Source organism: Aquimarina sp. AU58 (genome assembly GCF_900312745.1).
Lineage (GTDB): Bacteria > Bacteroidota > Bacteroidia > Flavobacteriales > Flavobacteriaceae > Aquimarina > Aquimarina spinulae.
This window is the reverse complement of record NZ_OMPD01000008.1, coordinates 166,567-178,026: the sequence shown is the minus strand read 5'-3', so window position 1 is coordinate 178,026 and position 11,460 is coordinate 166,567. Positions and strand designations below refer to the sequence as shown.

Annotated in this window: 11 protein-coding genes; 5 read left to right on the top strand and 6 right to left on the bottom strand. The window is 32.4% G+C overall.

Annotated elements, in window-relative coordinates; genetic code table 11:
* Window positions 1–18: 18 nt before the first annotated feature.
* Window positions 19–741 carry a CDC27 family protein gene (locus DK441_RS05125; RefSeq protein ID WP_160111959.1) on the top strand — a complete coding sequence of 241 codons (723 nt, stop codon included), beginning with the start codon at window positions 19–21 and terminating at the stop codon, window positions 739–741.
* A gap of 141 nt (window positions 742–882) precedes the next feature.
* Here DK441_RS05125 and DK441_RS05120 read toward each other — a convergent pair whose 3' ends face one another.
* Window positions 883–2,208 carry a TlpA disulfide reductase family protein gene (locus DK441_RS05120; RefSeq protein WP_109097793.1) on the bottom strand — a complete coding sequence of 442 codons (1,326 nt, stop codon included), beginning with the start codon at window positions 2,206–2,208 and terminating at the stop codon, window positions 883–885.
* A gap of 542 nt (window positions 2,209–2,750) precedes the next feature.
* Between DK441_RS05120 and DK441_RS05115 the strand changes: the two genes are divergently transcribed.
* The 4 genes from DK441_RS05115 to DK441_RS05100 all read left to right on the top strand — a co-directional run bounded on the left by DK441_RS05115 (window position 2,751) and on the right by DK441_RS05100 (window position 7,611).
* Entirely contained in the window at window positions 2,751–3,011 is a 261-nt protein-coding gene (locus DK441_RS05115) for a hypothetical protein (protein ID WP_109097792.1), read from the top strand.
* Between the two features lie 239 nt (window positions 3,012–3,250).
* Window positions 3,251–4,693 carry a GDSL-type esterase/lipase family protein gene (locus DK441_RS05110; RefSeq protein ID WP_109097791.1) on the top strand — a complete coding sequence of 481 codons (1,443 nt, stop codon included), beginning with the start codon at window positions 3,251–3,253 and terminating at the stop codon, window positions 4,691–4,693.
* Window positions 4,680–5,960: a GDSL-type esterase/lipase family protein gene (locus DK441_RS05105; protein ID WP_109097790.1), complete on the top strand. Its 1,281-nt coding sequence runs from the start codon at window positions 4,680–4,682 to the stop codon at window positions 5,958–5,960. Before DK441_RS05110 ends, DK441_RS05105 begins: the two co-directional genes overlap by 14 nt.
* Window positions 5,953–7,611: an MBOAT family protein gene (locus tag DK441_RS05100; protein ID WP_109097789.1), complete on the top strand. Its 1,659-nt coding sequence runs from the start codon at window positions 5,953–5,955 to the stop codon at window positions 7,609–7,611. The genes DK441_RS05105 and DK441_RS05100 overlap by 8 nt, the downstream gene beginning before the upstream one ends.
* A gap of 131 nt (window positions 7,612–7,742) precedes the next feature.
* Here the strand turns inward: DK441_RS05100 and DK441_RS05095 are convergent, their stop codons facing one another.
* The 5 genes from DK441_RS05095 to DK441_RS05075 form a co-directional block, all read right to left on the bottom strand.
* On the bottom strand, window positions 7,743–8,123 hold the full coding sequence (locus DK441_RS05095) for a VOC family protein (protein WP_109097788.1): 381 nt from the start codon (window positions 8,121–8,123) through the stop codon (window positions 7,743–7,745).
* Between the two features lie 560 nt (window positions 8,124–8,683).
* Entirely contained in the window at window positions 8,684–9,046 is a 363-nt protein-coding gene (locus DK441_RS05090; protein WP_109097787.1) for a hypothetical protein, read from the bottom strand.
* 86 nt (window positions 9,047–9,132) lie between these two features.
* Complete coding sequence (locus DK441_RS05085; protein ID WP_109097786.1) at window positions 9,133–9,762, bottom strand: hypothetical protein; 630 nt, start codon at window positions 9,760–9,762, stop codon at window positions 9,133–9,135.
* Complete coding sequence (locus DK441_RS05080; RefSeq protein WP_109097785.1) at window positions 9,755–10,096, bottom strand: hypothetical protein; 342 nt, start codon at window positions 10,094–10,096, stop codon at window positions 9,755–9,757. Before DK441_RS05080 ends, DK441_RS05085 begins: the two co-directional genes overlap by 8 nt.
* Window positions 10,083–11,207: an RHS repeat domain-containing protein gene (locus tag DK441_RS05075; protein ID WP_160111958.1), complete on the bottom strand. Its 1,125-nt coding sequence runs from the start codon at window positions 11,205–11,207 to the stop codon at window positions 10,083–10,085. Before DK441_RS05075 ends, DK441_RS05080 begins: the two co-directional genes overlap by 14 nt.
* Between the last annotated feature and the right edge of the window lie 253 nt (window positions 11,208–11,460).

Genomic DNA, 11,460 nt, shown 5'->3' with positions numbered 1-11,460 from the left:
TTTGTCTATTTTTACATCATGCCATATTTTTTAATTATTGCCTTACAAGGCTTTTGTATTTACCATGCCGTCAAGAATAAAAACAATTACTACTGGTTTTTTGTAATTATATTTTTGCCGGTGCTAGGGAGTGTTATCTATCTTTTGACACAGGTATTTAGTAAAAAAGATCTGGATGTGGTTCAGGATGAGATTGTGAACGTGATTAATCCTACCAAGAAGATTGATGATTTACAAAAACAATTAGATTTTGCTGAAACATTTCAGAATCGGGTAAATTTGGCAGATGCTTTATTAGAAATAAAAGATTATCCTAATGCTATAAACGAATACGAAGTGGCACTTAGTACCAATTATGATGAAGATACAGGTGTCATCAAAAAATTGATCGAAGGGTACTATCAAACCAAAAACTATGATAAAGTTATCTTTTGTGCCGAGAAGATAATGGCTAAATCTGATTTTAAAGGATCCCGAAGTCAGTTTTTATATGGTTTGGCATTAGAAGAAATAGGGCAGTCAGAAAAAGCAGAAGAGCAACTAAAACAAATTGATCAACGATATTCTAATTACCAGGAACGATATACACTTGCTCAATTTTTGGTAGAAAAAGGAAAAATTGAAGATGCTAAAGAAATTCTATCCGAAATCCTGATAGAATCTCAACATATGTCAAAACCCAATCGAAGCAAATATCAGGGAGTAGTAAATGATGTAAAGAAATTAATTTCTTCTCTTTAGACATACTTTGGATTGTACTATAAAAATATATAACCTCACAGATTTTCAAAATCTGTGAGGTTATAAAGTTTAATAGGCTGGTGTGTTATGAGTTACTTTTTGAAGGCTCTCTTAAAATTTTCTTTTGAAGAAAAAAATGAATTATTGCGAGTCGATAATCTCAAAAGTCTGAACCAACTCTTCGGTTTTATTGATTGTTATACCTTTGTCCTGTAGGTAAGTTTGAATTTCTTTTAAAGGATCTGTAGATTCTTCAATAACTTTCAAATCTATGTCATAGGAATAAATCAATACGTTTTTTAGTGATGTGTCGATAACAAAGAATTCATTAGAGGTATCCTCAAACTGAGAGGCAAGTTCCTCAATTGGAGTGTAAAGTTTCGTAGCTCCGTCTTCTATTTTATCCTTTGTGGTGATATATTGGCTTGGAGAAGCAAGTTTAAGTTTGTTCACGAGTTGTTTGCTTTCAATAGTTTTAAATTCTATTGATAATGAGTTCATAAGTTCGTTTTGTATTTCATCCATAGCTTTTTCTCTACTATTTCCCTTTTGTTTTTTAGAATACACAATATCATAAAGGTCGGTATTTTTAGATTTATTTTTTATTCTAAAAGCATTAACTGTACCTGTACCTAGTTTTATAAATTTATAAATATCACTAAGGTTTTGTCCTACGATCGTTGCCCCTACATAGCCCTTTTTCGTATCAGATTGAGACCCATAAGTTCCTTTTGTATATGGTGATTTACGAATCACCAGGCTGCTTAGGTTTGCTTTGGGTGTTGTTTCTTTTTTTAGGATTTGCCTAACAAAATCAATGTAGAGAGGATCTTCACCAGGGGAAAACCCAGATGTAAAAGCTATTTCATTTAATTTGGTGTTGTTTTCTGTTATAGGTTCTGTCTTTTTTTCCGAGATGATCGTATTGGTTTCCAGTACTTCTTGTATAAGTTCTTCTGTAATACGCAAACCTTCAAATACAATATCACCATCGGTATTGATAATCTTTATACTAGGCAAGAATCTAATCTTATAATCTTTTGATGTTTGGTTACCTATTCTTCCGATCCAGAAATCCAAGGAAACATTTTTTAAGAAATTTTCCACTTTTTCCTTAGGGTCATCAGTAACAGCTATAAAATGCACTCCCTTATCTTTGTATTTGTTATATAAAGCATTGTTTTTTGGGAATTCTTCAATACAAGGAGCACACCAGGTTGCCCAAAAGTCCAGAATTACAATTTTTCCTTTAAGAGATGTAAGGGTAGGGAGGATATTATCTGGTTTGTTGTAAATTTCCTTTAGTTCAATTTCCGGGGCTTTTATTTTGGTGGTGGTATCACTTGTATTAGTGGTTTTGCTATTAGCAATAGCAGAGTTTTGATTATGTGTTTCTTTTTTATTACAACTACTTGTTACTATTGTAATGATTAGACAGGACAGTACAATTAGGGTTGCTTTTTTCATTATATTGCTTTTTAAGCAAAAGTATAACTGAAAAAAACTATAAAATGCCTAGAGTAGGTTGAAAAAAGAACTAGTACCTATATAAAAAAGACCTAGTACTTATATAAGAAAACTATATTTTATGTTTTTCTTTGTTGATTAGTTTTTTAGGATGACTTCTGTTTTTGACTTGAAATTTTGTATATATATTGGATAGATGAGATTTGATTATTGAAACCTCCAGATGTAATTGAACTAAATTTTCTTCTATTTAGTCATCATAGTAATATAGAGTACATTCTTTTTTTTGAAGTAATTGCACTTACAACTATTACCTTCTTCAAAATATAACATATGCTTAATATGTTTATATGGCTGAATTTCTTACTTTTAGGAGTATTGTTTGATATACCTACCCTTCGATAATAAATACATTGTACCGAATTTTTCAGATGTTGTTTTTTTATTAAACTTAAATTTTACAATTACTCTTTATTAATGAATAGACATAAACCTTGGTGTCGTTAAATGTTCAAGGATCTTTTAATTTTAATTCATGTATTATGTTTAAAAAACTCTTAAACCTTAAAGGAACCACAGAAATTAGTAAGAAAGCACAAAAATCCATCTCTGGTGGTGGATCAAGAGGAAATTGCTATCCGTTTTTTCACTTAGGCCCTTGCAGACTTGATTGTAATTGTCCTGGTACAACTGCCAGTCAACCTTCTGGAGCTAGTCATTTTTGCCTTTTAAACTACCCAGCGATAATACACAATGCAAGACAATGTGGTGGCTCAGGAGGTGGAATCGAGATTGATGCTTAGTCAAAAATAGTTTATCATTTTATTTATAATCAATGATATAAAGAGTCATATTCAACAATATGACTCTTTTTTTATCCTTTTATATATGATGATGATATCGTATACCAATGAAACTCCTTTGTAGTTTAGAAAATCTTTCTATTTTTACAATACAATAACATTTCCGGGAAACATTGAGAGTCAGGCCTATTCAAATATCATTATTTATCCTATTCATATTAGGAGTATTATTTGGACTCATGTTTTTAAGTCAAAAAGGAGGCGTTCAAAAAGCTCAAACACAGGATGATGGATTCTCATATGAAGGGATTTCGGTTAAATACCCCACGCATACTACATTTTTGGGATTAGAAAAAGATTCATCACTTACAAGACAAGATATTCTAGAGGTTACTCAGATTGTAACTCCTCTGGATATCGAAACCGATGAAAGTAAAAAAGATATTGCCTTAACAGAAGAAATTAAAAAGCTTCCTGACTTCTCAAAAATTGATACGACTCGTATTGTTAGGATCAAATACCCCGAGAGTAATCCCGATTTTGCAGATGAGTTGAGAGAAAAACTATCTTCCAGGTCATGTAGAATTATACATTATGGTGATTCTCAGATCGAAGGAGATCGTATTACAGGATATCTTCGTAACAGACTTCAGGGGATGTATGGTGGTAGTGGCCCTGGATTTCTTCCTGTATTACCTGTGTATAACCAAATAAGTGCTATTATAGAACCAAGCGAAAATTGGCAACGTTATGCACTTTTTGATCCAACCCAAAAAAAGTTTTCAGATCGAAAATATGGAGCATATCTTTCTGCTTCTCGTTTTACAGCATATCAAAAAGAACTTCCGGATAGTACTATGGTTGATTCTTTACCAATCATCAAAGCTTCTGTAAAAATAGGGAAGTCTAAGAAAGCATATGCAAAATTCAGGTATTTTACCAATATTGGTTTGCATTATGGTAATTGTAACTTTCCGATCAAAATATCGGTATATAATGGTGGAGTTTTAATTCAGCAAGATGATTTGATTGCAGATGGCAAATACCATCAATATAAAATAAGAACAGCGACTGCACCTACAGATCTCAAAATTGAACTGGAAGGTAAGGTAAGCGCCGATTTTTATGGATTAACGTTGGATGGAGGATCTAGAGTGCAAATCGATAATGTAGCGATGCGTGGTGCTTCGGGAACCGTTTTTACAAGCTCTAATGCGACTATCTATAGCCAAATGATGAGGCAATTAAGACCCAAAATTGTTGTTATGCAATATGGCGGTAATACAATGCCATATCTTAAAGATTCTACCGATGTAACCAAGTATACTAAACGAATTGCCAGACAGATAGATTGGATTAGAAGACGAGCAAAAAATACCAACGTTTTATTTATAGGACCTACAGATATGTGTCTTCCGGTAAACGGTAAAATGGAAACCTACCCATTATTGCCGTATCTTAATGCTGAATTAATGAAAACTTGCCTGGAAAATAATGTAGCGTATTGGAGTATGTATGATGCTATGGGCGGAAAAGGAGCAATGAAGTTATGGGTAGACGAAAAATTAACCGCCAAAGATTATATGCATTTTACCTGGAAAGGAACCAAAATAATTTCAGAACTATTTTTTACAGCCCTATACCTTGACCTCAAAGAACCTAATAACCATGATGATACGTAACAAATTATTCTTTTATGTATGGCTTTTAACATTGCCTTTGATGGCACAAACCTATGTTATAGATACCATACAAAATAAATACCCTTTTGTGAATTGGAAAGCCAATACTATAAAAATGGCAGAAAATTCACCGGCATTTAAAACACTTTTTCGCAAATTAGACACCATTGCAAAAGGTGGAAAAGAAGATTTGCACGTTTTTCATATTGGAGGATCTCATATACAAGCAGATATTTATTCGAATCGATTACGATCTTACCTCCAGATGATGAGTCCTAGTGCAAAAGGGCAACGAGGATTTATTTATCCGTTTAGTATTGCCAAGACTAATAATCCTGGTAATTATAGAGTAAAATATGATGGCGAATGGAAAGGATATCGATGTTCGGTTCGAAAAGACAGCGTTGCCTGGGGATTATCGGGAGTAACAGCAGTTTTTAAAGACAGTATATCGAATGTGAAAATCATAGCAAATGGAAATAATTATCATGAAAAGATGTACGATTTTAATAAAATCAGGATTTTTTATGATAACTGGAGTGATGACTATGAAATATCTTTCAAACAAGATTCGCTGGTATCCGCAATTAAAGAAAATAAAGAAGCACATTTTATAGAATATACATTGCATAAAAGTGTTGAAGAAATTGAGTTTTGTATTCGCAAAATTAAAGATGAAGAAAAAGCCGAGTTTTTGATGATGGGTATCGAATTAATGAACGATAATAATGGGATTCAATATACTTCTATTGGGGTAAATGGGGGGAGTTTTTCGTATTATAAAAGATGTCGCTTTTTTGATGACCAGTTATTGCTCTACAAACCAGATTTATTTATAGTATCTATTGGTACCAATGATGCATATCACCCCGATTTTAATCCGGATGAATATAAAGCATACTATACAGATTTAATTAAATTAATACAAAAGGCAAATCCTAATTGTGCTGTATTGCTTACCGTACCTAATGATTCGTATTATAAAAAGAAATTTCCGAACCCAAGAACCAGGATTGCTCAAAAGATTATCTATGAAGTGGCAAAAGAGCAAGAAATGGCGGTTTGGGATTTTTATGAAATCATGGGAGGTTTTAATTCTTCAAAAGATTGGTATGCAAATAAACTAATGCCCAGAGATCGTATTCATTTTACGGTTATGGGATATCGTATAAAAGCAGATCTTTTGTTACAGGCACTGGCGCATTCATGGGAAAACGAATTGCAATTAGAGCCAAACTCTATTTTGAATCAGGTAATTAATGAATAGACTTATTGACATATTTTCTTTTTCAGAAGATTTTCCGTTGATCTTTACACAAGCGAACTTCTGGATTTTCTTTGCAGTAATATATTTTATTTATGCTATAGTATATAGCAAAAAAAATCTACGAAGTGCTTATCTCTTTGCTATAAGTCTACTTTTTTATTATAAAACCAGTGGTCTTTTTATAGGTATTTTACTATTTAGTACGGTCAATGATTTCTTTTTAGGTAGAGCTATTTATAATAGTAGATCGGTGCTGGTTCAAAAAACATTGGTTGCTATAAGTGTGATTATTAACCTGGGAACACTCTGTTATTTTAAATATGCTTATTTCTTTACAGATTCATATAATTTCCTTTTTCAGACCGATTACGAAGTTATTAATTACCTGGCGCATTGGACTAATACCTGGAGTGGGGTGGATTACTTTACGGTAGATAAAATTATTCTTCCTGTGGGGATTTCTTTTTACACATTTCAAACGATTAGTTACAGTGTAGATATTTATAGAAAACAAATCAAACCTTTAACATCTATTATTGATTTTGGATTTTTTGTTAGTTTTTTCCCGCAGTTGGTTGCTGGACCCATAGTAAGAGCTGCTGATTTTGTGCCTCAGATCAGAAAAGAAATTACGATTACCAAAAAAGAATTTGGTCAGGCAACTTTTATGATCCTAAAGGGCTTGATCAAAAAAATGTTATTTGCCGATTATATTGCAGCCAATTTTATGGATCGGGTATTTGATGTTCCCGAGATGTTTTCTGGTTTTACGAATATCATGGCGATGTTTGGGTATTCACTACAAATCTATGGTGATTTTTCTGGGTATACCGATATTGCTATTGGGTTGGCACTGCTTATGGGCTATAAACTACCGGTTAATTTTAATTCGCCATATAAGGCGATTCACTGTGGCGATTTTTGGAGGCGTTGGCATATTTCGCTATCCAGCTGGCTTAAAGATTATTTATATATACCTATTGGAGGTAATCGTAATGGCTCTATTTTTTCCTATACATTTATACTGATTTTTACATTTTTAGGAGTTTTTGCAATATCTGATTATGCGATAGCACTATTGGCAGCTTCGGGAATTGGTGCTATGCTTATTATTACATTGTTCTCACCCAGATTGGCCTGGCATTTTAATAGAAATGTAAATATTATGATTACTATGTTGGTCGGTGGATTATGGCATGGCGCCTCGTGGAAATTTGTAATCTGGGGCGGACTTAATGGTATCGGAATTGTAGCATACAAATATTGGCGTAAGATAAGCCCGTATGAAGAATCTAAAGCCTGGTATGTCTTGCTATGGAGAATTGCACTAACTTTTGTGTTTATCACCTTTACCCGTATCTATTTTAGAGGGAACAGTATGGATCATATTGATCGCTTTTATCAGCAAATAGTCACTAATATGGATTGGCAGAATGCCCTGGCTGTATTGTGGGAGTATCGTATTGTATTTATTGTTATGCTTTTGGGGTATATTACTCACTGGTTACCGTATCGTACCAAAGGTTGGATAGAAAACGCATTTATTAAAAGCAATATGGTTATTAAAGCTGTAGTGGTGATAGCGGTAGCAATTGTCTGTTACCAAACCTATGCAGCCGATTTTCAACCTTTTATTTATTTCCAGTTTTAGGCAGTAAAGCGTTAGAGTAGGGGGAGGATTTGAGTTTTTATTCCTATATTCTTTGAACTATTACTCATAGCCAGCACAGAAATATTTCTGTGCTATCATATTTGAGGGATCAGATTGTTTTTTTTCTCAGATCAATTTAGTGGTTGATGTAAAGCAATTCTATTTCCTTCGCTATCTTCAAATTCTGCGACAAAACCCAGGTCTCCATTTGATGTTTTTGGATACAACATTTGTCCACCATTTTCAATTGCAATTTTTAAGGTCTTATCAATATTTTCTGTATTGAAGTAAATTACAACTCCGTTATGTGTTGGTTTGTAGATTTCTCCCTTTGCCAATGCTCCCGAAATTCCGGTGTTTTCTTCTTCAAAAGGAAACAAAGCCATTTCATTTTTATCAATAATTTCTTTTTCAAAAGTGAAGTTAAATACAGATTTGTAAAATTTAATGGCCCTATCAATATCTGTAACTGGGATTTCAAAATAAACAACTGGATTACATTTCTTTGTCATCTCATTATTTTATAATTGGTTAACGATATTTTTTGATTTATCGTAACAAGAGGTTATTATTAGTACAAAAGTAATATATAGAATAGTGCTATCTGGTCTTTTTTATATAATATATACTTAGATCTTAAACCTCTAATTTTTTGATATTTTGTATTACAAAATATCAAAAAATCCACAACACTAATGCTGTGGATTTAGTATAATTTATTTCTTACTCATATCGCTCACTCATCATCGCCACTAGCCAGAGGCATAGCGGTAGCGATCAATTACACGCTAGGAGCAGCAGGGGGAATCTCAAAATAAACAACTGGATTACATTTCTTCGTCATCTCATTATTTTATAATTGGTTGGCGATATCTTTTGATTTATCAGAATAAGAAGTTATCGTTAGCACAAAAATAATACATAGAATAGTGTTATCTGGTTTTTTATATGATATACTTATATCAAAAAAAACCAGCTACATCGCTGTAACTGGTTCTTAGTATTTATAAACCTTTCTTTGATCTTTCCGCTAAGTCAGGAGACTTTGCGCAACTAGGGGGATTTCTAATTTTTATTGCATTCTTCTATCTAATTCATCAATATGTTCATCTATATTATTTGAAAAATGAATTGATGTTTCTTTCTGTAAAAGAGTATCAACTTTTGCATAAACCCATATAGTATCTTTTCTATGAACATAATACCACCCATATACTTTGTATCCTGGGTCTGCTTTAAAATTCTCAACCCTATTTTTAATAATTGGCCCTTTAAAAGACAATCTGTCCATACCCCTATCAAAAGTTATATTTTCAAAATTAAATCTTGCTTCATCTAGTAAATCCTGTTCTTTAGGAGGTTGACAAGATGTTAAAATAACACATAATAATAGTAGACCTAAAGCTTTTTTAATTTGATATATTTCCTTTGCCATAAAAATTTATTTTAAACTCTTTATTGTGTAAATTAAAAGGACTTCTATCTGCAAGCTTTGACGCCACTAGCGAGAGCGGGGGAATTCTATTTACCAAAATTACTAATAGGTTCTATAGGAATCTTAGGTAATTCAAATATTTCTTTTTTTACGTCTAATTCTTCTATTTTAATAGCTATACTGGTTGATTTAAATTCAGGTGTATCCATTACCATTTTTAATGGAATAGATTTAGATTCTTTCACATAAGTATACCAATTTCCAAAAAGGTGTTTCTTAAAATAATCTGGATCTATAGAGTATTTAGAATTATAATAATATACATATGTACCTTTTGAAGTCTTCATAGTAAGTTCATCACATTTCAACCCTAAAATATTTTCTTTATCCTTTATGATTTTAAAATCAATAACCTTTTCGCCCTCAATAGCCCCATCACTCCAATATAACACATTATTTGTAGAAAACTTATTATATAACTTATTCTCTTTATTTCTATATAATTGATATTGGCTTAATTGACCATTAAAAGAAGTTTTGTAATTCCCTTTTTTAATTATATACTCTTGAACAGTACCCATTAACAAGTTAAGTTGTTCATTAGTCAAATTAGGAGTTTTACTTTCGTAATTATTTTGATATATTACCTTGCCTTCAAAATTTTGACCTAAGGCAAACATGCTAGACAAAACTAGTACTACAAAAAGTTTATTCATTTATTATTCTTTCTTTAAAAATTAATTGACTGTTTTCTGGCTCATCCTGTGAATATTGGACTTTATACTTATCTCCTATTTTAACTTTTTGTTCATCTGTCATCACTTTACAACTTCTATTATATTCTTTTAAATCTACTATATAAGTGTAGTGAACATAATAACCTTTACTTTTAACATAATATTTATCGGTTATTTTTGCAATAGTATATTGTGAGTTTTCATTCAATGAGTTGTTTTTTTCAACTGTTTGATAAATTTTAAATGTTACTAAACTAAAAACAAGCACAACAAAAATCAAATACCTTTTATTCTTAATGTTAGTTTTGTTCATCTTCAGATTTTATTGTTTTTTGTGCTTTTTCAGCCAAATTTGAGGAAGCTGATCCTTCTACTGTACCCGTACCAACTCTAATACTATTAAGATTACTATTAACTCCATTTGCTATATCTTGCGATTGCTTTGCTGCACTAAAACCTTTGAAAGCTTCATTGGAAGATTTTCCTTTAAAATTTCTTGCACTTTTAGTCCCATTTCTAGTTACATTATTAGCTTTATCTAAATTTTTAGAAGTTGCAGTTACAATAGATTTAGTAGATTTAACTGCTGCATTACTAGAATTCTTAATAACATTATCAATTTTATTAGAACCTTCTGCTCCAGCAATTCCGATTGCTGTGTCAATCGCAATTCCTTTTGCAGTCTTTTGGCTTTCTCCAGTAACAGTAAGCCCTTTACCCTGCCCAACTACAGCAATATCAAAATTACCATTTCCATTATAATCGACAGCAGCTTTTACTACTTCAGCTCCTGCAGTTATAGCAACTCTTCTGACTGCACTTGCTCCACTAGTCAATGCACCCTCTCCTGCTGCTACTAAAACATCCACCCCATCAATGTTATTCCAAAGCGCATCACCAAGGTTCTGACCTTTAGCTAAATTAATTGTGGCTTGAACTGCATATTCAGTAACAGCACCTACCAGTGCCCCTATACACCAAGGACAATTTCCATCAGGATCATTTAAACTAATGGGAGAATTCCAACTATATGCATAAGGAGATTTATCAATTTGCATTTCATCATCAGCAAGATTATCGTTTACAAACCATCTCCCAATTGCAGGGTCGTAACGCCTAGCACCATAATCATACCAATTAAGTCCTAAATTTTCTTCAAACTCCTTACCATTATATTTATATTGATGCTTCCTACCATTCACGGCAAAGTTGTACCCTTTGTGTTGCAGCCCAAATGGATAATAGTTTTTCTCCTGTACGATCTCGTTTTGTGTAATCGTCCCGTCTTTATCAGCATCTTTGTAGGATAGTCTGATGTTCCCTAAATGGTCTTTAAACTGATATATATATTTATACCCGTCAGCTTCTTTCTCTACTATACCTTCTGGATGGTTGAAAAATTCTAAAATGCCATTCTTATACACATAATTACCGGCATATTCTGTTGTTGATGAACTTCCCTCTGTGGTAATCTTTTTTAATTTTACCCCAGTGGCGTCGTAAATATAGCTAATATTTCACTTGTTTAGTTAGCAAATATAACCAAGCACCAATTTGACCCACGTAGCAATATAAAACCCTTATTTAATAGGTTCTAAGCAATTTTAGATAGTGTAAACAACATAAACAAGCCTCTTTAATTGAGGCTTGTCTGTTTTGTAAGTTATTGATAATTAA

Excerpts from the sequence above, each read along its gene's own strand:
- DK441_RS05100 (WP_109097789.1), top strand. The coding sequence starts at position 5,953 with ATGAATAGACTTATTGACATATTTTCTTTTTCAGAAGATTTTCCGTTG.
- DK441_RS05090 (WP_109097787.1), bottom strand. The coding sequence starts at position 9,046 with ATGGCAAAGGAAATATATCAAATTAAAAAAGCTTTAGGTCTACTATTA.
- DK441_RS05110 (WP_109097791.1), top strand. The coding sequence starts at position 3,251 with ATGTTTTTAAGTCAAAAAGGAGGCGTTCAAAAAGCTCAAACACAGGAT.
- DK441_RS05120 (WP_109097793.1), bottom strand. The coding sequence starts at position 2,208 with ATGAAAAAAGCAACCCTAATTGTACTGTCCTGTCTAATCATTACAATA.
- DK441_RS05085 (WP_109097786.1), bottom strand. The coding sequence starts at position 9,762 with ATGAATAAACTTTTTGTAGTACTAGTTTTGTCTAGCATGTTTGCCTTA.
- DK441_RS05080 (WP_109097785.1), bottom strand. The coding sequence starts at position 10,096 with ATGAACAAAACTAACATTAAGAATAAAAGGTATTTGATTTTTGTTGTG.
- DK441_RS05105 (WP_109097790.1), top strand. The coding sequence starts at position 4,680 with ATGATGATACGTAACAAATTATTCTTTTATGTATGGCTTTTAACATTG.
- DK441_RS05125 (WP_160111959.1), top strand. The coding sequence starts at position 19 with ATGCCATATTTTTTAATTATTGCCTTACAAGGCTTTTGTATTTACCAT.
- DK441_RS05115 (WP_109097792.1), top strand. The coding sequence starts at position 2,751 with ATGTTTAAAAAACTCTTAAACCTTAAAGGAACCACAGAAATTAGTAAG.
- DK441_RS05095 (WP_109097788.1), bottom strand. The coding sequence starts at position 8,123 with ATGACAAAGAAATGTAATCCAGTTGTTTATTTTGAAATCCCAGTTACA.